This is a genomic window from Solitalea canadensis DSM 3403 (assembly GCF_000242635.2).
Taxonomy (GTDB): Bacteria; Bacteroidota; Bacteroidia; order Sphingobacteriales; family Sphingobacteriaceae; genus Solitalea; species Solitalea canadensis.
This window is the reverse complement of the sequence record NC_017770.1, coordinates 2,632,408-2,653,519: the sequence shown is the minus strand read 5'-3', so window position 1 is coordinate 2,653,519 and position 21,112 is coordinate 2,632,408. Positions and strand designations below refer to the sequence as shown.

Annotated in this window: 20 protein-coding genes, 1 other RNA gene and 1 riboswitch; of the genes, 6 read left to right on the top strand and 15 right to left on the bottom strand. The window is 37.6% G+C overall.

From position 1 onward, the window contains the following. Positions 1–9: 9 nt before the first annotated feature. A complete protein-coding gene (locus tag SOLCA_RS11015; protein WP_014680521.1) occupies positions 10–522 on the bottom strand; it encodes a DinB family protein in 513 nt (170 codons plus the stop codon). 328 nt (positions 523–850) lie between these two features. Between SOLCA_RS11015 and SOLCA_RS11010 the strand changes: the two genes are divergently transcribed. Then, positions 851–2,137, top strand: a complete 1,287-nt coding sequence (locus SOLCA_RS11010) for a DUF2851 family protein (protein WP_014680520.1) — start codon at positions 851–853, stop codon at positions 2,135–2,137. Then, on the top strand, positions 2,122–2,346 hold the full coding sequence (locus SOLCA_RS22815; RefSeq protein ID WP_157604557.1) for a PspC domain-containing protein: 225 nt from the start codon (positions 2,122–2,124) through the stop codon (positions 2,344–2,346). Before SOLCA_RS11010 ends, SOLCA_RS22815 begins: the two co-directional genes overlap by 16 nt. A 93-nt stretch (positions 2,347–2,439) precedes the next feature. Here SOLCA_RS22815 and SOLCA_RS11005 read toward each other — a convergent pair whose 3' ends face one another. The 4 genes from SOLCA_RS11005 to SOLCA_RS10985 form a co-directional block, all read right to left on the bottom strand. Further along, positions 2,440–3,087, bottom strand: a complete 648-nt coding sequence (locus SOLCA_RS11005; protein WP_014680518.1) for an ankyrin repeat domain-containing protein — start codon at positions 3,085–3,087, stop codon at positions 2,440–2,442. Between the two features lie 93 nt (positions 3,088–3,180). Then, positions 3,181–4,422, bottom strand: a complete 1,242-nt coding sequence (locus SOLCA_RS11000) for a homoserine dehydrogenase (RefSeq protein ID WP_014680517.1) — start codon at positions 4,420–4,422, stop codon at positions 3,181–3,183. A gap of 160 nt (positions 4,423–4,582) precedes the next feature. Then, a riboswitch (SAM riboswitch) is annotated at positions 4,583–4,697 on the bottom strand. A 122-nt stretch (positions 4,698–4,819) separates the two neighbouring features. Beyond that, a complete protein-coding gene (locus SOLCA_RS10990) occupies positions 4,820–5,512 on the bottom strand; it encodes an aspartate/glutamate racemase family protein (protein WP_042479681.1) in 693 nt (230 codons plus the stop codon). A 168-nt stretch (positions 5,513–5,680) separates the two neighbouring features. Continuing rightward, positions 5,681–7,723 (bottom strand): OPT family oligopeptide transporter, encoded by a 2,043-nt coding sequence (locus tag SOLCA_RS10985; RefSeq protein WP_014680515.1) that lies wholly within the window; start codon positions 7,721–7,723, stop codon positions 5,681–5,683. Positions 7,724–7,933: 210 nt separating this feature from the next. On the opposite strand from SOLCA_RS10985, the gene SOLCA_RS10980 reads away from it, so the two are divergent. Both SOLCA_RS10980 and SOLCA_RS10975 read left to right on the top strand, forming a co-directional pair. Continuing rightward, positions 7,934–8,419, top strand: a complete 486-nt coding sequence (locus tag SOLCA_RS10980; protein ID WP_014680514.1) for a D-glycero-alpha-D-manno-heptose-1,7-bisphosphate 7-phosphatase — start codon at positions 7,934–7,936, stop codon at positions 8,417–8,419. 80 nt (positions 8,420–8,499) lie between these two features. After that, positions 8,500–9,603 (top strand): DUF3810 domain-containing protein, encoded by a 1,104-nt coding sequence (locus tag SOLCA_RS10975; protein ID WP_014680513.1) that lies wholly within the window; start codon positions 8,500–8,502, stop codon positions 9,601–9,603. 502 nt (positions 9,604–10,105) lie between these two features. Here the strand turns inward: SOLCA_RS10975 and fsa are convergent. The 4 genes from fsa to SOLCA_RS10960 all read right to left on the bottom strand — a co-directional run bounded on the left by fsa (position 10,106) and on the right by SOLCA_RS10960 (position 12,291). After that, positions 10,106–10,771 carry a fructose-6-phosphate aldolase gene (fsa, locus tag SOLCA_RS10970; protein WP_014680512.1) on the bottom strand — a complete coding sequence of 222 codons (666 nt, stop codon included), beginning with the start codon at positions 10,769–10,771 and terminating at the stop codon, positions 10,106–10,108. Positions 10,772–10,853: 82 nt separating this feature from the next. Beyond that, an RNA gene (gene ffs, locus SOLCA_RS22635) (signal recognition particle sRNA small type) lies at positions 10,854–10,952 on the bottom strand. 90 nt (positions 10,953–11,042) lie between these two features. Continuing rightward, positions 11,043–11,717 (bottom strand): YdeI/OmpD-associated family protein, encoded by a 675-nt coding sequence (locus tag SOLCA_RS10965; protein WP_014680511.1) that lies wholly within the window; start codon positions 11,715–11,717, stop codon positions 11,043–11,045. 40 nt (positions 11,718–11,757) lie between these two features. Beyond that, positions 11,758–12,291 (bottom strand): RNA methyltransferase, encoded by a 534-nt coding sequence (locus tag SOLCA_RS10960; protein ID WP_014680510.1) that lies wholly within the window; start codon positions 12,289–12,291, stop codon positions 11,758–11,760. Positions 12,292–12,494: 203 nt separating this feature from the next. On the opposite strand from SOLCA_RS10960, the gene ygiD reads away from it, so the two are divergent. Then, complete coding sequence (ygiD, locus tag SOLCA_RS10955; protein WP_014680509.1) at positions 12,495–13,313, top strand: 4,5-DOPA-extradiol-dioxygenase; 819 nt, start codon at positions 12,495–12,497, stop codon at positions 13,311–13,313. Positions 13,314–13,527: 214 nt separating this feature from the next. On the opposite strand, the gene SOLCA_RS10950 is transcribed toward ygiD, so the two are convergent. Continuing rightward, positions 13,528–14,388, bottom strand: a complete 861-nt coding sequence (locus tag SOLCA_RS10950) for a hypothetical protein (RefSeq protein WP_014680508.1) — start codon at positions 14,386–14,388, stop codon at positions 13,528–13,530. 125 nt (positions 14,389–14,513) lie between these two features. Here SOLCA_RS10950 and mutS point away from each other — a divergent pair, with 125 nt between their 5' ends. Further along, positions 14,514–17,138 (top strand): DNA mismatch repair protein MutS, encoded by a 2,625-nt coding sequence (mutS, locus tag SOLCA_RS10945; RefSeq protein ID WP_014680507.1) that lies wholly within the window; start codon positions 14,514–14,516, stop codon positions 17,136–17,138. Between the two features lie 188 nt (positions 17,139–17,326). Here mutS and SOLCA_RS10940 read toward each other — a convergent pair whose 3' ends face one another. From SOLCA_RS10940 to SOLCA_RS10920, 5 genes are read right to left on the bottom strand one after another with little or no spacing between them, the layout of a single operon-like run. Continuing rightward, entirely contained in the window at positions 17,327–17,722 is a 396-nt protein-coding gene (locus SOLCA_RS10940) for a c-type cytochrome (RefSeq protein WP_014680506.1), read from the bottom strand. 31 nt (positions 17,723–17,753) lie between these two features. Continuing rightward, positions 17,754–18,647 carry a hypothetical protein gene (locus SOLCA_RS10935; protein ID WP_014680505.1) on the bottom strand — a complete coding sequence of 298 codons (894 nt, stop codon included), beginning with the start codon at positions 18,645–18,647 and terminating at the stop codon, positions 17,754–17,756. After that, complete coding sequence (gene nrfD, locus SOLCA_RS10930; protein WP_014680504.1) at positions 18,644–19,945, bottom strand: NrfD/PsrC family molybdoenzyme membrane anchor subunit; 1,302 nt, start codon at positions 19,943–19,945, stop codon at positions 18,644–18,646. Before nrfD ends, SOLCA_RS10935 begins: the two co-directional genes overlap by 4 nt. Then, a complete protein-coding gene (locus SOLCA_RS10925; RefSeq protein WP_014680503.1) occupies positions 19,942–20,868 on the bottom strand; it encodes a 4Fe-4S dicluster domain-containing protein in 927 nt (308 codons plus the stop codon). The genes nrfD and SOLCA_RS10925 overlap by 4 nt, the downstream gene beginning before the upstream one ends. Positions 20,869–20,879: 11 nt before the next feature. Then, positions 20,880–21,101 (bottom strand): hypothetical protein, encoded by a 222-nt coding sequence (locus SOLCA_RS10920; protein ID WP_014680502.1) that lies wholly within the window; start codon positions 21,099–21,101, stop codon positions 20,880–20,882. Positions 21,102–21,112: the final 11 nt, after the last annotated feature.

The following is a 21,112-nucleotide window of genomic DNA, read 5'->3' as shown; positions in this document are numbered from 1 at the left end:
ATTCGGGTGCTATAGATAGCGTTCTTTAAGAACATTGATGTGGTGGTTAATATGCCCGATCATTATATAGCTTAAGGCACATGCTGTTATTGGGTGGGTGACGGCATTTGCCTTAAATTTTACCTGAGCTGCTGTTAAATTTTTTACAAGCTTTTCGGTCGCGCTCCGTACTGCCTTAAATTCATCAAGCAGATCATTCATAGTCCTATGGCTTACATCCACATTATTTGCATAACCGTCTTCATCAAAACTTGGTAGTGGGGTATTACTATCACCTCTTGCGGCTACCAACGTTCTGTAAGACATTACCCGTTCTGTATCGATAATATGCATCAATACTTCCTTTACAGACCATTTGCCCGGCTGATAGCGAAAATCATGCTTTTCTGTCGTAATATTTTCAAAAAAGTGGATGGTTTGAATTGAATTATCCGTAAAAACAGTTTCAAAGTTTCCGTCCGGAACCAGATCAATATAATGTTGATAATAAGGATTGTACTCGTCTTTTGATGGTTTCTGCATAATAAAAAGGATAAGGTGATTGTTCTTTGAGCTGATAAAGATACTGTTTGAAGAACGTCTTATTTATATATTTTCGTTCGATACTAAATTTTATTTACATCTCGTTGTATGTGTAGCAGCCGGCCATCTTAAAGAAAACCGGAGCTGTAGGTCCAACGCCGGAGTTTTCCGCACAGAGTGATTTGTTTTCACTGCATCCTGAGCTAATTGATTCGCTTTATAATTAGGTAAAAAACATATCAACTAATTCCGTTGATCGTCGTTAAATTACTGATAAAAGGATGCCGATTTTGTGCCAAACTTAATCGGTTCCAATTAGCAGCTATTTATGAATGAGGATTTTTTACATTTTGTATGGAAGTACAAATTAATGGATGTACTTAATTTGTACACAACAGATGGTGAGTTAATTACGATTATTAATGCAGGAACTCATAATAAACACGCCGGACCTGATTTCTTCAATGCCCGTATTAAAATAGGGCAAACCGTTTGGGCCGGGAATGTGGAGATTCATAAGAACGCCTCTGATTGGTATAAACACAAACATTTTAATGACAAAACTTATGATAACGTTATTTTACACGTTGTTTTAAATGCTGATCAGCTAATCATAAACACTTTGGGTATCGCTATCCCGACTTTGTCGTTAGGCAACAGGCTTCATGAAAAGGTACTTCAAAACTATCATGCATTATTGAAAGCAAGTCAGGGACTTCCTTGCCAGTCGTTTTTATCAACTGTTAACTCTTTAGCAATTACCAATTGGTTAGAGCGGTTGCTTGTAGAGCGATTGGAAGATAAAATTCAACTCATTGAGTATGAATTGAAGAATACTGTTAATAATTGGGAAGAAACCTTTTATAGAATGATCGCCAGAGGATTCGGTTTTAATATAAATGCTGAACCATTTTTACTTTTAGCCAGGTCACTACCGTCTTTAATTTTAGCCAAACATAAAAACAGCCTTTTTCAACTTGAGTCGCTTTTATTTGGGCAGTCCGGATTATTAATAGAAGATTTTAACGATGAATATCCTCAGAAATTAAGGAAAGAATACGAGTTTTTAGCGATAAAGCATCGTTTACAACCAGTGGATGCTCATTTGTGGAAATATTTGCGGTTGAGGCCTTCAAACTTCCCCACACTTAGAATCGCACAGTTCGCTGATTTAGTTTTTAAATCCAATCATTTATTAAATAGGATACTGGAAAAAGCAGAAGTAAAGCAATTAATACCTTTGTTTGATATAAAGGCTTCATCGTATTGGAACACTCATTTTAGCTTTGATAAAGCTACCGATAGAGAAGATGAGAAAATTTTAGGTAGGGAATCAATCTATAACATACTTATTAATGTAGTTATTCCGTTTATATTTTTCTATGGCAAACAGCATCACAATGAAGATGTAAGTCGACAGGCACTAAGTTTGTTAGAAACTATACCAAGTGAGAATAATGTGATAACGAAACTTTTTTCGACCTTTGGAGTAAAATGTGAAAATGCTGCACAATCACAAGCATTGGTCCAATTAAAAAATAACTACTGCGATAAAAAATATTGTTTAAATTGCAGTATTGGAGTAAATATCTTAAAGAAATGTTACAACGAATAATCTGTTTTTTTGAACGTCAGTCTTTTGGAGTGTGCAATTACATTGCCGACCGGTTTAATATTTCCACTTCGAAATTACGTCTGTTTTTTATTTACTCTTCATTTATTGCTGTAGGATTTCCCGTAATATTTTACTTAGTAGGAGTATTGTTGCTAAACGTTCGCATGTATTTTAAACAACGAAGAGGTACCAATATCTGGGAGCTGTAAAAATTATTTCCATATAAAATAATAAACCCATACAGTAAGTAATTGTATGGGTTTATTATTTATTGGCGTTATTTAGAAAGAAGGCACTTGTATTCAGCAAAGTAATTCTACTAATTCTTCATGGTTTTTTTCGGCCATTTCCCATGGGGTTCTTCCGTCTTCCATTTTTGCATTTTTATTGGCCCCTGCATTTAATAGGAGTTCAATAAGTCGCTTATTGCCATTATGAGCTGCTGTATGTAATGCCGTAATTCCTCTTACCTGGGTAGCATTTACATTTGCTTTATGGTCAATCAGTAATTGAGTGATTGATTCACTCTGATTGGCGACAGCTGAATGAATAGGGGAAACTTTAAATTCATTATTGGAAGGCAGGTTAACACTGGCTCCGCAGTAGATCAGTAATTTGGCAGTATCGTAATGTCCGAAATAACAAGCATATCCTAATGGAGTAAAACCATCTACAGAAAAAGAATTGACAGAGAAAGGTTCACTGTATAGCAATTCATCTACTAATGCGGTTTGCCCTAAAGCAGATGCTTCGTGCAAATCGATTTGGTTTCGGTTTCTTAATAAAATATCGATCAACTCCCGATGCCTGTAATAGGAGGCAAGTAGGAGCGTGGATAACCCGGATGATAATTTAGCACTTGCTAATTCGGGTTGTGAAGAGATCAATTGTTCAACAATTGTGGTTTCATTAGCTTCAATGGCTTTTATAAATTCTGCTGTTGCTTCCATTGTAATTGCTTGTTGGAGAGATGAATATAAATAAAAATGCCTGTTGAACAAAAAAGTTTAACAGGCATTTTGTTATTTATAAAGCTTTCTAAATTAGATCACTTCCACTTGTTCAGCAGCTGTTTTAGCCGTATTTGCAACTACGTCAAATTTATTATCTGCGGAAACAATTATGTTAACATCTTTTCTTTTTAATAAATCTGAGTTACGCAGATCATTGAAATTTATAGTACCAACGATGTATGCTGAATCAGCATTTGAGTAAGATTCTTTAATATTTGAGAATAAAGAAGTATCAATTGGGTTTGAAGTGGAATAACGAACATACAGATCAACAGTGAAGTTATTGGTTAATTCAACCTTTGCACCACGGTTGTGTTTCTTGTACTCGTATTTATAGTTGTAAGTTAGCGCCGAAATATCAGACAGCACAGCCGAGCCAGTTGGGTTGCTTCCGGCACCTTTTCCTGCAAAGAACTGATATTCAGTAAATGCACTTTCCACTAAAATACCATTGTACTCATTTTCAATAGTATATAATTTATTTTCGGGTTTAACAAAACGAGGCAATACACCAGCAACAATTTTATTATCTACTTTGCGACAGAAGGCTACCAGCTTAATTTTATACCCTTTCTCGTTGGCATATTGAATGTCGAAAGTCGACAGGTTTTGAATCCCATAATTAAATACTTCTTCTGGTTTAACAAATAAACCAAAGGTGTGGGCAAGGATAATACATAATTTATATTTAGGATCGTACGCTTCAACATCTAGGGTTGGATCGGTTTCTGCAAAACCAATTTCCTGCGCTTGTTTAAGTGCAGTATCAAAATCGATATTATCTTTAAAGATTTTGGTTAAGATGTAGTTTGTAGAACCATTGAAAATTCCCTCAACTGCTCCTAACAAATCATTGTCATAGTATTCTTCTAAATTTCTGATGATCGGAATACTTGCGCAGGCTGAAGCTTCATACAATAACGGTACATTGTATTGTTGCTGCAGTTCATATAATTCAACAAAATGATCAGCAATCATCTTTTTGTTAGCAGTTACTACTGCTTTACCATTTTGTAAAGCTATTTTAACGATCTCAAAAGCCGCTTCCGGATCATCGATCATTTCAACCACCACATTTATATCTTCATTAAATAAGATGTCATTTTTATCTAATGTGAAGTATTCGTTGGGTAAACTGCGTTTTTTGTTAGGATTTTTAATGCAGATTTTTAGGATTTCAGCTTTAATACCTTCCGTTTGGTGTAAAACATTGTACAAACCCTGGCCAACACAGCCAAATCCGAATAATCCAAGTTTAGTTTTTGAGCTCATATAGCTTGCTGAAAATTTATTTTAACTGGTAATTTGTTAATTAAAGCAAGAGATCTTTTTCGTGGAAACGACAAAAAACTATCCGAAAGGAAGAGCGCTTTTAATGATGTCAGGAAGAAAATGGCGGAATCAGATAGAATGGAATCTAAAAATTGCTACTTGCTTATCTTCATGACACAATATATTGCGTCACAGGAATTAGCACCTTTTAATGCGAGATCATTAAGGTTGCTAAGACTTCATCGGGCCTGTCCCTCCGTCTTTCTGGATAAGAATTTTAAAGAACTTTTACTGGCGCAAAGTAAAGTATTTTTGTAATGCCATGCAAATTGAATTGAAAAAGTTAGTTTGGTTTTTTTACTAGATCGATATTTACAGGCTTTAAGCTCAAATTTTTTTAAGAAAGAGCAAACGAAATTGCTGCATTTGCATGAATTTTCGTTGTATCAAAAACCGGCACAGAAACATCTTCCTGATTAATGATCATGGGTATTTCAGTACAACCCAAAATAATACCTTCCGCTCCGTTGGCAATTAATTCATTTATAATTGAAATATAAGCCTTTTTCGTTTCAGTATTTACAATGCCTCTGCCCAATTCTTCTTTTACTGTTTTTTGGATGAAATCACGTACATCTTGGTGAGCAGGTACAATAGACTCTATATTATTTTCTTTTAGTTTGTCCTTATAAAAATCCATTTCCATTGTGAATTTTGTTCCGATCAAACCTACTTTTTTGATACCCTGCTTGGTTATTTCATTCGCTGTTACAGTGGCAATATGAATAATTGGTAGTTGTATTTGTCGTTCTATTCTTTCTGCAACTGCATGTGCCGTATTTGCACATAAAACAATAGCTTCTGCACCACTTTTTTTCAAAGATTCGCATGCCTCAGCAATTAACAGGAATGTAGCATCCCAGTTGCCGGCTGTATTATTTCGTTGAAAATCATCAAAGTTTAACGAATAAATAATGCATTCAGCGAAATTAAGTCCACCCAATTTTTCATTAATTCCCTCATTAATGAATCTGTAATAGTCTATTGTCGATACCCAGCTAATGCCACCTACCAGGCCGATTTTTTTCATGGTCGTTTCTCTCATTACTTTTATCTATATGATTTTACGTTTAGTTTTTGGGAAGAGGGGCTAATTTACAGTTTTTGCGAAGAGTTATTTGTAACATGTCTGGTAATGAAAATGCACAAGGAGGTATTTCCTTGTGCATTTTCATTATTAGTGTGCAAAGAGAGAAAATTACTCTTTTTTCATGGCAATTCTATAAAGAACAAAGCCCATAAAGGCAAACAAAGCTGTACCAAGTAATTGATAGCCACCTGAGCCTAAAGCCTTTTCAAGGGATGCTTGCCAGCTAATGGCTTTCAACTGTTCTTCGAACAAAACTTGTCCGAATGCAATTAATACTCCAGCAACAGCACCACCAGCAACCAAACCAGTAGCAAATAAACTGCCTTTACCAAGTTCATCATCTTCATGGCGGTTTTGTTTTTTCATTTTGCGATCAACAACACCTTTGATAGCTCCTCCGACAAAAATCGGCAGTGTAGTTGATAACGGTAAATAAGCTCCTACAGCAAATGAAAGAGCATTTACTCCGCAAAGCTCAATGGTAATAGATAAAAATGCACCTACTAAAACATACTGCCAATCCAGGTTAAAAGATAATAAACCGCGAATTAAGGTAGCCATTAACGTACCCTGAGGAGCAGGGAAAGCTTTAGTACCAATTGTATGGGTGATACCTTGCTGAATAGCAGCTTCAGTAGGAGTGTCCAACATTTTAATAGTGGCTCCAATTACAACCGATGATACAATAGCCCCAATAAATAAAGCTAATTGCTGATATTTAGGAGTTGCACCGATTATGTAGCCAGTTTTTAAATCCTGAGAGGTAGCACCGGCGTTGGCTGCGGCAATACAAATAATTGCACCGACAACTAGGGCCATTGGTTCAAATAACTTTCCGGTCCATCCAACACTGATAAAAATTAAACAAGTACCCATTAAGGTAGCGATCGTCATACCTGAAATAGGGTTGGAGCTCGATCCGATTAAACCCACAATGCGGCTGGATACAGTAACAAAGAAGAAACCGAATACCACCACCAAAATTCCGATCAGTAATTTGCCAATTAAGGTGCTGCTTGGAATTTGTGGCATAAACAAAATCAATAACACCAGGGCAATACTACCTACTATTACCACTTTGAATGATAGGTCACGTTCGGTACGTAAAACACTTTCATCAGACTGACGATCCTTTAATGACCCAATGCTTTCTTTAAATGAGCGGACAATTGTTGGAATTGTTTTGATAAGCGTCATTAAGCCCCCAACCGCTACCGCACCTGCACCAATCTGACGTACATAAGCGAAGTAAATAGCGGATGCTGTGTCTTCAAAGGTTTTTGTTAGAGGATTCCATCCTAAATCGCCACCCGCTACAGCTACATCTTTTAAATAACCTAGTTTTACTAATTGAGCAGCAATTACTTCACCAGGAACCAATGTTGCTAATAATGGAATTAATCCTAACCAGGCCAACACACCTCCGGCTACCAACACACCCGCTATTCGAGGGCCGATGATATAACCAACACCTAAATATTCCGGCGTAATTTCTCCGTTAACAGTTGCTGATGGGAAATATTTGTTTGTTTGCTGGGTTACCAAAGTAGGAACTGCTGCAATCAGGTTAAATATCTTTTGGAAAATGGCATAAATGATAGCAAAGCCTAAGCCCTGATAAGCGGTTTTTGAAAAGTCGCCGCCTTTTTCTCCTGCAATTAATACGGATGCACAGGCTGTACCTTCTGGATAAGGAAGGTTTCCGTGCTCCTTAACTATTAATGAGCGGCGAAGCGGAATCATCATTAATGTTCCTAAAACACCTCCCATTGCTGCTAATGTAAAAATAGTCAGGTAGTTGAAATATTCGGCTCCCACACTTCCACCTGTTTCCGTAATCGATAAAAAGAGGAAGGCTGGCAATGTAAAGGCAACACCTGAAGCAATGGATTCACCGGCAGAACCTGCTGTTTGAATAATATTGTTTTCTAAAATGGTTGTTTTGAAGAGCTTCCGGCCTAAAGAAATTGCCATTACTGAGATAGGAATGGAGGCCGATACAGTTAATCCGGCTTTTAAAGCCAGGTAAACGTTGGCTGCTCCAAAAACAATTCCGAAAAAGCCTCCCAATAGAACGGACTTAAGGGTAAACTCAGCCATCCTGGTGTCGGGAGAAACATAAGGTTTGAAATGAGGTGTAGAATCTTGCATGTACTATATGTTTACAAAGTAGCTAATAGGTTATTGATTTTATTAATTACGGGTTTTAGTATTAGTAAAGGTTTTTAATCATCATATTTGTGTCTAATATAAAGAGTAATCTCAGAGTTCACAGGTGCCGGTTGATATTTATACGTATAAACTTTCTGTTCGGTTCTGAAATTAATTGATTTAAAATAGTTTATAAAAAGTAATTGTAAAATGAATAAAGCGGTTTTTCTAGATCGAGATGGGGTTTTGAATAAAGAATTAGGTGATTATGTGTGTACACTCGAAGATTTTCAGGTATTAGCCCATAATTTTAAACCGCTAAAAGAACTTCAGGACCGTGGTTATTTGTTAATTGTTGTAACCAACCAGGGAGGATTAGCCAAAGGGTGGTATACTGAAGCTACACTACAGCGTATGCATAGTGAAATGCGTCGACAATATGCTGAACATGGGGTTGAATTCAAAGAAATCTATTACTGCAATCACCATCCTGAATATAATAGTGCTTGTTTTTGCCGTAAACCGGGGTCTTTATTATTAGAAAAGGCTATTGCCCGATTTAACATTGATAAGGCAAAATCATATTTTATCGGCGACCGTGAGCGCGATATTGAGGCAGGAGAGAAGGCTGGGGTTACCGGGATTCTTATCGATAGCGATCAACCCATTGCTGAAGTTATGCATTTAATAAAATAATAAATGACACGCAATGCCGTAAAGAAATAATACCTTGGCGACTTTACGGCTTTGCGTGAAATTTCTTTAATCTTACTTCTATGAACAAACAGCTTCGCAAAAAGCTCTACCTACTACTTGTATTAATTTTCGTCATCTTCCTTTTTCGCTTTTTTGCTAACTGGCCTTCTTTTATTGAGAATGTATATGCAAATGGTATTTATAAACTGATTTCGATTTTGCAACGATCGATAACTGGATGGTTGCCATTTAGTTTAGGCGACGTGGTGTATGCTGTCGTGATTCTGTTGATATTGCTTGGAATATTCCAATACATTAGGGGTATTGTTAAAGCAAAAGAAAATAGAGGGAGCTTTGCCCTGAATGGTTTATTAAAAGGCACTATTATTTTTCTTTGTGCATACCTGGTTTTTCAGTTTTGCTGGGGGCTTAATTATTTCCGTCAACCACTTTCAGAGCGGTTGATGTTAAATTCGGAGCGTGCAGATAAGGAGCAATTAATGCGACTTGCAGCTATTCTAACCCAACGGGTAAACACTGCGCATTTGGAATTAACCAATGATTCTTTAGTGCAATACAGGAATCCCATTCATAGTGACTCGCTTTATAAAATTGCTTCAGTAGGATACGACAAATCTGTTGATTTTAATTTTAAGATACGATCAACCAAGACCTCGCTTTACAAATTATTGATGAATTATGGCGGAATAGGGGGTTATTACAATCCTTTTTCAGGCGAGTCGCAAGTAAACACAGATCCACCTAAATTTTCTTTGCCTTTTACCATTTGTCATGAGATGGCGCATCAGAGTGGGATTTCGGCGGAGGAAGAAGCCAACTTTGTTGGATATATTACCGCATTGAATACACAAGATAAGTTCTTTAAGTACTCTGCTGAACTGGAAGCATTTATGTATACGGTGTCGGAGTTAGGAAGAATGGATACGCTTGCGCGAAAGCATTATTACCTGAGTTTAAACAGAGGTGTTAAGGCAGACATAAAAGAGTATCGTCAGTTTTGGAGAAAATACGAAAATGCGATTGAACCGTATTTTGAATGGTATTATGATTTGTTTCTGAAGTCCAATAATCAGCCTAAAGGTATCCGCAGCTATAATGAGTTTGTGAATTTACTGGTGGGCTATTATGAGAAAAAAGGATTGATAACGGTGAAGTCGCAGTGATTTTTAATACACGCAAAGCCGCTAAAGATTTAAGGATCGTCTAAGTTCCCATCTAGAGGATAAAGGTTAGCTATTCACAGTAGTGTCAGAAATGCCTCATTTTAGTATTTAATCGTGCTTTATTTCACTTAGTCGCTTTCCGCGAGACTTACTTTTTTTCTGCAGCGAAAAAAAGTAAGCAAAAAACGCCGCCGCTGCGTACAGTTCTCCCCCAGTTTCTGCAAGAACTTAAATTTATCTCTGCCGAACTGTACAAGGCGGGATTGAGCATTTGTCAGGCTTAACTGTCAATTAATAATGCTGACTAATGCAGAGAGTGGTTTTTTCAAGCGATATGGATTCCCCTTTAGGGGTTAGGGGTATTAACCTGTATACTTCACAACTCAATAACTAACAGATCCTTCGTTCCTCAAGATAGCGATGTGCATTTCAAATGACAAAGCCACTAAAACGCATTATAAAACTACTTTGCGTCTTAGCGGCTTTGCGCGATGAAATATTATTACTTAGTAGCTGCAGCTGCTTTCGCGTGGTCAGCTAAGAATTGTTGTAAACCGATATCAGTTAATGGGTGTTTTAATAACGCCTTGATAGCTGAAAGAGGTCCAGTCATAACATCTGCACCAATTTTAGCGCATTCGATGATGTGCATTGGGTGACGCACAGATGCTGCTAAGATTTCAGTTTCGTAACCGTAGTTATCATAGATCAAACGGATATCTTCGATCAATTGTAAACCATCAGTTGAGATATCATCTAAACGACCAACAAAAGGAGAAACATAACTAGCACCAGCTTTAGCAGCTAATAAAGCCTGACCAGCCGAAAATACCAATGTACAGTTAGTGCGGATACCTTTTTTAGAGAAATACTTAAGGGCTTTAACACCGTCAGCAATCATAGGAACCTTAACCACGATCTTTTTGTCGATAGCAGCTAAACGCTCGCCTTCGGCAATCATACCTTCAAAATCAGTTGAGATTACTTCAGCACTTACATTATCGTCAACTAAATCGCAAATAGCTTTGTAATGAGCTAATACGTTATCGTCGCCGGTAATACCTTCTTTAGCCATTAAAGATGGATTAGTGGTAACACCGTCTAACACTCCTAAGTCTTGTGCTTCTTTAATTTGAGCCAGATTGGCCGTATCGATGAAGAACTTCATTTTATTATTTTAAATATAAAATTTGTGAATTGTAATCGAAGAAAATTGATTGGGGATTCGGGGCATTGCCATCAAATAAAAAATGGGCAAGCACCTTATATCGCACCGCTACAACCATCTACCCTTGCTTCCTTCCGAACCTGGGGGAGTTCAACGGGAGCTGGTCGTATAAGACTTACCCGTCACAAAAGTACGTTTTTTTATTAATTCTGCTAATAAAAAATAAAAAAGTTGTAATAGTCTGACGCTTAGATGACTATTTTGTTTAAAATCACTTTTCAGTAGGATTTTTCTTTTGTGCCATTAGCTTTGCAAGCGTTTTTTGAATCCGATCTGTCCGGGTATTGTCTTGTTTTGCTGTTAATATCCACATTAAATATTCTTTCCGGTTGGTGTACGACAGGGTATGAAAGAAATTCTCTGCAGTTGTATTTCCCTTTAATTCTTTAGCAAGATCTTCCGGCAGCAGCTTGATGACTTTATTTTCTACATCAATATAAGTACTGTATTTATCCTGCTTCTGAATCGAATCATTACACAGATCTGTTTTCTTAGAAGTTCCTCTTGGTTTAAACCTGCAAGCCGACCAGTTATCATCTAAAGAAACCATTGAAATACCATTGTAATTCGATTGATCCAGCACTTCCCAGCCAGTGTACATGGTAAGATCACTTTGAAAACCGGAACTTTTCTTTGGAAAGCTAATCCAAAAAACAGTGTCATTACTTAGCTGATTAAGAACAGCTTTAACCAAATCGTTAAGTTCAGCCGTTGTTTTGGCAAATAAATGTACCAGGTCATAGAGGCCATCTGAAATCTCGTTTTCGAGTATACAGTTCTCCGGTAGAGGCTGTAACTGTTTTAAATAATCTGCAGAAGCATTTAAAACCAATAATCGTTGTCCGACCTTGATTTTTAGCCGGCTATGAAGAATATTTTCAGACATGATTTCAATTACTAAGAGCTATGAACCATTAACTATCACCCTAATACAACTTCATTTTACTATAAAAATCCCATCCAACAATTCCCATGCTCACTACAATGTTAAATGAATGTTTGGTGCCAAACTGAGGGATTTCGATGCAACCATCTACCATTTTCATCACTTCATCATCTACACCATTTACCTCATTACCAAATATCAGTGCGTATTTTTTATCTTTTTCAGGCCTGAAATTTTGCAACATCATGCTGTTTTCAGCCTGTTCAATAGCCAGTACCTCATAACCTTCTTCATGCAAGTCTTTTACCGCTTCCTGAGTTGACTCAAAATAAAACCAATCAACCGACTGTGTAGCTCCTAAAGCCGTTTTTTCTATTTCACGATGCGGAGGTTGGGCGCTGATACCACATAAATAAATACCTTCCAGGGCAAATGCATCAGACGTTCTGAAAATCGAGCCTATATTATTCATGCTTCTCACATTGTCTAACACAATTACAATCGGTAACTTTTCCTGTTCTTTGAATTCTTCAACGCTTACACGATTCAGTTCGTCGAGCTTTAATTTACGCATCTTTAATTGATTAAGATCACAAAGATAAGAGATAACCGCAAAGGCGCGAAGACGCTAAGATTTTAAGTTGTATAGGCAAAACTTAATACCTTATCAGTAGTACTTTGTGTCTTCGCGCCTTTGCAGTAAAATGTAATGCAACAACATTATATGTTTTAACATTTATTTTTTGTACTTTTGTATAAATTAAAAATGAAATCAATATGGAAAGCTTAAAAGAGTGGGCTAAACCATTTTTAGCTGATGATAATAAAGATATCATGCCAACTTTATTTGTTGGTCATGGTAGTCCGATGAATGCCATAGAAGAAAACAATTATACCAGGGCCTGGAAAACGATAGGGGATGCTGTCGAGCGACCCAAAGCCATTTTGGTGGTTTCTGCTCATTGGCTTACCCGCGGAACATTTGTGACGGCGATGGAAAAGCCACGCACAATTCATGATTTCGGTGGTTTTCCAAGACAATTGTTTGAAACTGAATATCCGGCTCCAGGGAGTCCAGAGTTTGCTCAGCTTACCAAACAGCAAATAACGTTGGCTAACATTGAGTTAGACCATGAATGGGGCTTGGATCATGGTACCTGGTCTGTTTTAATAAAGATGTTCCCTAAAGCTGATATTCCTGTATATCAATTAAGCATTGATTATACCAAACCACTAAGTTGGCATTTTGAATTAGCAAAAGAACTGGCTTTTTTACGCTCAAAAGGAGTGTTGGTTATGGGAAGTGGAAACGTAGTGCATAACCTGAGAATGGTAAACTTTAATGAAAAAGGCGGTTATGATTGGGCAATTGATTTTGATGAACGTGTGAAAGAATACCTTTTAGGTGACCGATTGCAAGAGCTTGTTAATTTTGAGAAGCTTGGGAAAGGTGCGTTGCTATCAATTCCAACTACTGAACATTATATTCCGTTAATCTATACTATGGGTTTAAAACAGGAAAATGAAAATACGTCGTTTCCAGTAGAAGGTATGGATCTGGGTTCAATATCCATGCGTTCGGTGATGTTTAGTTAAAGGAGAATGCTCGCAATGCCGCGAAGACGCAAAGGCATATTCTTAGCGTATTGGCGGCTTTGCGTGTATTTTTCTAATGCGATTTATAGTTTTAGAACACACCCCTAACCCCTCTCAAGAGGGGAATCAAGACAGTGCTTTCACTTCTTTTGAATCTCTTTAGGGTTTTGTATAGTAATATTCCTTAGCGGCCTGCGGGAATCTTTTAAATATTTTAACCTTTTATCTCGTTTGTCCTCATAAAGGTGAAGTAAACAAATGAATTGTGTTTTACCCCTAGAGTAGTTCCAGCCTCAAACCGGATTTTATTTTCTATAAATTGCTTGATGTATTTATAAGTATCCGGGTGAATTTCTTCTCCACCCCAGGTCATTAATCCTACATCAAAATTGCTGATCTTGCCATTTTCTCTCACGATGAATTTGCCCGAATAAAGATGGTCGTATTTAACTTCGGCCCCTTGTTCAATAATTTTAAACTCCAAACGTCCATCATTGGAAGTAAGCGTATCGATTTTTATATAAGGTTGAAGCGGCTTAGCAAAAGGCATTTTTTCTGCTGAAAAATAATAATCAGGCGATTTCTTGCAGGAGTCTAATAACTTCTCCAGGAATAAGGTGTCTTTCTTACTTAATGTTTGTAGTTGCTCTAACGTGGTTTTATTTATCTTTTTATAAACCTTTTCAGTAACGAACATCAAATGATGCGGTTTATTTACATTGTCATTTTTGTTGGGGATAAATTCTAACACCATAGTGTCAGTTTTAAGCTTAACGATACGGTATTTATATTTTTCCCATTTGATGATCGAGTCGGGACGAACGAAAATGTTGCGGTAATAGTTTTGGGGAGTTTTGATGGTTGCAAATCCTTTGTCATCCACAAACATCAGCCAATCTGCTTTATAGCGCTCTCCATAAGTGCTATATAATCCTCCCGAAGGGTTACTTCTTTTAATCTCAATCCAGTTATTATTAAGTTTTCTCCGGTAATCGGTTTCCTTTTCCACATTCTTAGTTGAACAGGCAACGGCAATAAAGGAGAGGGCGATTAATATTAAGCGACAAAAATTCATGGGCCAAAAATAGAAAAGTTTTGATATTCAATGCACTTATTCACTTAAATCTCAAATTGTTCAAAACTCTGCATTGTCTTATTAGTTCATCCTGCTTATTTTCGCCATTTAAAACAAATTGAACATTGGCTAAAGGTAAAGACGGAAAAGAAACGCCTCTAATGGCGCAGTATAACCAGATAAAGACAAAATATCCGGGAGCAATTCTGTTGTTCAGGGTAGGCGATTTTTATGAGACGTTTGGAGATGATGCGGTAAAATCGGCCAATATACTGGGTATAACGCTTACAAAAAGGGCCAATGGTTCAGCCTCTCATATTGAATTAGCAGGATTTCCTCATCATTCATTAGATACTTATTTACCGAAACTGGTTCGGGCGGGACAGCGTGTTGCCATTTGTGACCAGTTAGAAGATCCTAAAACGGTTAAAACAATTGTTAAGCGTGGGGTAACTGAATTAGTTTCTCCCGGTGTTGCTTACAATGAAAATATTCTTAATAATAAAGCTAATAACTACCTAGCTGCTGTCTATTTTGATAAAGATGCGTTAGGCATTGCACTGTTGGATATTTCTACCGGTGAGTTTTTAACTGCTCAAGGTGAAGCTGATTATATTGATAAATTGCTCCAAAGTTTCAGACCTACGGAAGTTATTTTTTCAAAAAGCAAAAGCCGCGATTTTGTAAGTCAGTTTGGGGATAAATTCTATACTTACGCTGTTGACGATTGGGTTTTCGGTTATGATTATGCGAATGAAACCCTATTAAAACATTTTGGTACTGTTTCTTTGAAAGGATTCGGTATTGAAAACCTACATCATGGTATTGTTGCTGCAGGAGCATGTTTACACTACATTTTTGAAGCCGAGCATCGCAATGTTCAACATATTGCCCAAATTTCGCGTATTGAAGAAGATCGCTATGTTTGGCTGGATCGTTTTACTATTCGTAATCTCGAGCTTATTTTTTCTCCAAATGAGGGAGCAACTCCGTTAATTTCTATTTTGGATCAAACAGCAACGCCGATGGGGGCACGTTTGCTCCGAAAATGGATGGTGATGCCATTGAAAGAAAAGGTGTTAATTGTAGAACGTTTAAGTGTTGTTCAGCATTTCTTTGAACAACAGGAGCTTGCGTCAGATATTCAAGCCAAACTAAAACCTATCGGTGATCTGGAACGTCTGATTTCTAAAGTGGCATTGCAAAAAGCTAATCCACGTGAATTGGTTCAGTTGGGAAGAGCGTTGGCGGCTATTGCTGAAATTAAATCGGTAACAGAGAATACCAAACAGGAAAGTCTGCAGAAAATCGCTGATCAGCTGAATCCATGTAAGCTTATTCGTGAAAAAATAGAAAATCAGCTGAATCCTGAACCTCCGGTTTTAGTGCAAAAGGGTGGTGTAATTGCTGACGGCATATGTGAGGAACTGGATCAGTTACGCAAGATTGCGTTCAGTGGAAAAGATTACTTGCTGGATATGCAGCGTCGTGAAAGTGATGCAACTGGAATTCCTTCCCTTAAAATCGCTTTTAATAATGTTTTTGGTTATTACCTTGAAGTAACCAACGCTCATAAAGATAAAGTCCCGGAGGAATGGATCCGTAAACAAACGCTGGTAAATGCCGAGCGTTATATTACCCCTGAACTGAAGGAATATGAAGAGAAAATTTTGGGTGCTGAAGAAAAGATCTTTGCTCTTGAAAATAAGCTCTATAATGATTTGTTGATGGGTATGTTGGAGTATATCCGTCCAATTCAGCTGAATGCCTTGTTAGTTGCCCAACTGGATGTGCAACTGAGTTTCGCGCAGGTTGCTGTAAAAAATCATTACAGTAAGCCTGAAATTGTGGATGATAATGTGATCGACATTAAGGCGGGCCGACATCCGGTTATTGAAAAAAGTTTGCCTTTAGGCGAGGAGTATATTCCGAACGATGTGTTCTTGGATGATGAAACACAGCAGATCATCATGATAACGGGGCCAAACATGGCGGGTAAGTCCGCTTTGTTAAGACAAACGGCACTTATTGTACTGATGGCGCAAGTCGGAAGTTTTGTTCCTGCGAAAGCTGCCCGTTTGGGTATAACTGATAAGATTTTTACAAGGGTAGGAGCATCCGACAACCTTTCTTCCGGTGAGTCGACTTTCATGGTCGAAATGAACGAAACGGCTAGTATCCTGAATAACTTATCGAACCGGAGTTTAGTATTACTGGACGAGATCGGTAGGGGTACCAGTACTTACGATGGTATTTCAATCGCCTGGTCAATCGCGGAATACATCCATAATGATCCTAAATCGAAAGCTAAAACATTGTTTGCCACTCACTACCATGAGCTTAACGAAATGGAGAATGAGTTTGAGCGAATCAAGAACTTCAACGTTTCTATTAAAGAAGTTGACAATAAAGTCATTTTCCTACGCAAATTAGTTGCGGGCGGAAGTGAACATAGTTTCGGTATTCATGTGGCCCGTATGGCTGGGATGCCTCCAAAAGTGGTAAAGAAAGCGGAAGAAGTTTTACGAAAACTGGAAGAGGAGCGTAGTTCAGAAAGTGGTACAGGTGCAGCTATAAAGAACGGTGTTAAGAAGCTAAAGAAATCCGATCAAATGCAGCTGAACATCTTTTCACTGGATGATCCTATCCTAATTAAAATACGTGACTCTTTAACAGACCTGGATGTTAACGTACTTACTCCTGTAGAGGCGTTATTGAAAATAAATGAGATACAAAAATTGATAAAATAGTAGTGTCCGTAAAGACACTACTACCTTTATACTTCTGCTGACAATCGAAAATTCTTAAACTACGTACTCCTTCCATTATAATAAAACATTTGTGGTGGAGTCCCTTGTTTTTACTTTTTTACAACCAGTTCTTAGGATTTGCTGCTGGTAGTAAAATCAGTATCATTTTTTCAGTACCTGATATATCCTTATTTTTTGAACGTCCTCATATAATTTACGATTGACCACAGGTCTTCGCTATCAGGAATTTTCTTTTTGAAAGAAGGCATTTCCTCACGTCCTTCTGAAACCTTATAATATAATGCTCCGTCGGATTGTTTTTGCACTGCTGCTGTGGTCAAATCCTCCATGGCTGTTTTTAATGAGGCCGCTTTGGTTCCGTCACCTAACCCGGTTTTGCCGTGACATGAAGCACAATGTTTAGTCCACATTTCTTTACCAGTTTTTAGCGAAGCGGCATCGGCTTTCACAGGATTGGCCATTTTTGCATTTTTTTCAGGTACAACCCAAGGTTTAGTCTGATAATAAGTGAATGATAAAAGGAGACCGCCAACCATTACTACTCCAATCAAATTTGTTTTCATAATATGGATTTTTATAGAGTTAGAAATTCAATTATATAGTATCGCGTTTTCCAAGTTTTTTAAGTTTTATGATCTGATAGATCAGATAAAATATAATTCCCCAAACACTGATAATGATGATGTTAGGGAAAATAAGTAACCACAGAGGTGTTTTATCCCGAGTTGCCCACAAACTTCTTTTTGCAAAGCTATTGTCAGGTTCAACTCGTATTCCCCATTTTACAGGTTTTGCCGCAACCAAAGTTCCATACAGCTCATTTTCATCCATTTTCGCTCCAACAAGAATATTTCCTTGCATATCTCCGGGAATGTTACTGAGATTATATTCACCGGATACTTCACCATTGGCATCAGTAGTATATGATTCTTCTTCAGTAGCCTTTAAGTCACTTAACATTCTTCTTACTATCAGTTTAATTTCGATTTCGGGTTGTGCAACCCATCCGCTATCCGGATGAAAAGCCAATACTTTTGCATGAATATTACGCGTACTATCTACCACATCAAGCTTAAGTTCAATCTTTGCTTTTGTGATTTCCAGTTCAGAGGATTGATCATCAAAGCGGCTATTCTGAGTAACTGTACCAATAAATTTAAAATTGGCCATTGAATCCCATTGAGTTTTAAACCGAACAGGTAAGGATAATGACCCATTTCCATGAATGTCTGTTTTTACCCGGCCCATAAAATTAGATGCGGTTTCTGAATTGAAGAAAAGGTTAACTTCAACTCCATCTACAGGCATAAACTTTTGATCCTTTTTAGTTTTTGTTGAAACTTTAATGACTGGCAGATCATTATTGAATTGTGAATAGGCAAGATATATTTGAATAGTGCCTTTCGCCGCTTTACTTTGACTTTGAACCGAAAAAGTTATCAGGCAGAGTGCCAGTAAAATGAATCCTATTGAAATTACTTGCTTCATACTGTTTCCTGTTTACTGTGTTCCATTTCTTCTATCGTTTCATGAATAGGTATAATGGGAAACAATCTTGTAAAAATGGTAATGATGAGTAAAGTGCCTGCTAGTGAACCAATGGTGATGGCCCATTCTTCCCAGGTTGGCATGTAATGTTTGTAAGATTCCGGCACATCATACATAGGAAGAAACGGACTTAGCATAGTTGGGGTAACAATAAGAAATCGCTTAAACCATGCACCTACCACTACTAACACACCCATTAAAAAGGCTGGGACTGGTTTTCTTCCTTTAGGAAATAATAATACAATTATCGGAACAATCATACCTAATATAATGGCCGACCAAAATAAGAGGGCGAAGTCACCCATAAACAAACTATGAAGATGATGTTCTTCTGCCTTTTTCATTTTAAAAGCAGGAACCAGGTATTCATTAATATTGAAATACAAATACAACAGAGCAAGCATTACTACGATCTTACTCATATTGTTAAAATGTTTATCAGTGATGTATGCCTCAAGCTGATAAGCTTTTCTGAATACATACATCGCTACAACCACTCCACCGGCCCCAACCAAAAATGCCCCGGAAACAAAATAGGCGCCAAAGTTGGTACTGTCCCATCCCGGGCGATAGGTGGTCGCAAATAGCCATGAAGTAACTGTGTGAATGGCCAAAGCAATGGGAATGATCATCACTGAAATTATCTTAATTGCATTCTCGCTTATTTTAAATTGTGCAGCAGTGCCTATCCAAAACGACCCCAGAAATTTGTAAATTTTTTGAACGAAACTTCCTGGTTTACTATTCTTAATTAGAATAGGAATATCAGGCAACAATGGAAAATAAAGGAATAATACACTGATAGTAAGATAAGTAGTGATAACAATAACATCCCACATAATAGGAGATTGTAATCTGCCATAAAAAAAGAGATGATAGAATCGTTCAGGTCGCCCCATATCAACGATAATGATGATAGAAGCAAATAAGATTGACGATACGGCAATAATTTCTGAAATGCGTGTTATAGGGGTGCGCCATTCTGCGCCAGCAAGACGAAAAATAGCGGTGATGAGTGAACCCACTAAACTTATTGCTACAAAAAAAACAAAATTGGAAATATAAATTCCCCAAGAGGCATAATCACGCATACCGGTTACACCTAAACCTAAAGTGACTTGCCGATAATAACCATATAATCCGATCAGACAAAGCACTACTAGCAGGGCTGTCCAAACAAACCCAGCTTTTCCAAACTTTTTGGGTAATAGATCCGAGGTTATTTTAGAGGAGTTCATGTGCCTGATTCATTTTTAAAAGGGAACAATCGATCTACCGGCGGTAAATAATAAACGCTTGGTTTGGTACCAAGCTCTTCCATTAATCTATAGCCTGCACGATCGCGAATTAACTCACTAAAGCGAACCGTCTCTGAACCATTGGTTACCGTATCTTCATTTAAATCTCCAAAGAAAAATACCCCGTTTGGACATGCGGAAACACAATGTGGCAGTTCTCCTTTTCGTGCCATATCCGGACAGAAATCACATTTCGAAACTGTTCCAACCTTAGGAGGGCAGCTTGTTTCGATAGAATATGGAAGACCTTCAACCGCCTTAGGAATTATTGGTTTATCCCAGTTGAATACGCGGGTAGAGTAGGGACAAGCAGCCATACAAAAACGGCAGCCAATACACCTTTCTGCATCAATACCTACTATACCATCCTGACGTTTAAAGGTGGCGTCTACCGGGCAAACTTTTACGCATGGAGGGTCATCACAATGCAGACATATTGTAGGTTGCCAAAATGGGGATGTATTCTCAGCGTCCTGCATTGGATATATTTTGACCCAGTTTTGATGATCACTCACAAAATGAGCATGGTTACAAGCTTCCTGGCATTTTTTAAGATTACGGCAGCGGGATAGGTCAATTACCATCACAAATTTCTTACCCTCAATGCCCATACGCTCAGCCATATTGTTAATGGAAGGGATCTCTTCGGTAGGTTTAAGATAAGCTTTATCCACTTCAATGATCTCTCCAGAAGTAGAAAGGAGCTTCACCATTTGACCCGAGGGCTTCACATTTTCTTGTTTAGCCTGTGAAGTAAAGGGATCTTTTGACGTACAACCAGCTAGGCCAGCCAGTAGGGCTCCTTTAAGAAAATCCCTGCGTTGGATTTGTTTTATTGGAATTATTTTGGATAAATCGATCATAGATATCGTTTTTATTTTTTAACCCAATTCTGCACATCCTCCTTAGAGGCAATAACTTTCTTAGAAAGTGGCAACTTTTCAATATCGATTTCCACTAGCTTTCCATCTTGCGTTAAAAATTTCGCGGTTGCAGTTTTCTTTTTTTCCGGTATACTCTTCCATTTAAAAAAAGTGATTACTGCTGCAAGGCTTAAGCCTGAGAACAAAAATTTTTTTCTGCTTAGATTATTCATATGCTTTTAGT